1 protein-coding gene is annotated in these 925 nt (G+C 70.9%); it reads left to right on the top strand.

Translation table 11 applies throughout. From position 1 onward, the window contains the following. Positions 1-925: Holliday junction branch migration DNA helicase RuvB (gene ruvB / locus MKK88_RS03995; RefSeq protein ID WP_243997309.1), on the top strand; the 925-nt coding region annotated here is incomplete at both ends.

The raw sequence follows: 925 nt of genomic DNA, 5'->3' as shown, positions 1-925 counted from the left end.
TGGATCAGACGATCCGCCCGCTGAGCCTGGCCGAGTTCATCGGCCAGCGGGCGGCCCGGGCCAACATGCAGATCTTCATCGAGGCCGCCCGCAAGACCGGCCAGGCGCTGGACCACGTCCTGTTCGTCGGGCCGCCCGGGCTGGGCAAGACCACGCTGGCCCAGATCGTCGCCCGCGAGCTCGGGGTGAACTTCCGCTCCACCTCCGGGCCGGTCATCGCCAAGGCCGGCGATCTCGCCGCCCAGCTGACCAACCTCGACGAGCGCGACGTCCTGTTCATCGACGAGATCCACCGCCTCAACCCGGCGGTGGAGGAGATCCTCTATCCCGCCATGGAGGATTACCAGCTCGACCTGATCATCGGCGAGGGCCCGGCGGCGCGCTCGGTCAAGATCGACCTGCCCAAGTTCACCCTGGTCGGCGCCACGACGCGCGCAGGCCTGCTGACCACGCCCCTGCGCGACCGGTTCGGCATCCCGATCCGTCTGGAATTCTACGAGATCGACGAGTTGGAGCAGATCGTGGCCCGCGGCGCGCGGGTGCTGGGGCTGGGCATGTCGGCGGAGGGCGCCAACGAGATCGCAAGGCGGGCGCGGGGCACGCCACGGATCGCGGGGCGCCTGCTGCGGCGGGTGCGGGACTTCGCGGTGGTGGCCGAGGCCGAGACGGTGACGCGGGCGATCGCCGACCGGGCGCTGAAGCTGCTCGACGTGGACGAGGCGGGGCTCGACGTGATGGACCGCAAGTACCTGAGCCTGATCGCGCGCTCGTTCGGGGGCGGGCCTGTCGGGATCGAGACGATCGGGGCGGCCCTCTCGGAGCCGCGGGACGCGATCGAGGACATCATCGAGCCCTACCTGATCCAGCGCGGCTTCGTGCAGCGCACCCCCCGCGGACGCGTCCTCACCCGCCACGCCTACAAGCA

The sequence above is a fragment of the Methylobacterium sp. E-005 genome, assembly GCF_022829725.1.
Taxonomy (GTDB): Bacteria; Pseudomonadota; Alphaproteobacteria; order Rhizobiales; family Beijerinckiaceae; genus Methylobacterium.
This window is presented reverse-complemented; position numbering and strand designations above follow the sequence as displayed.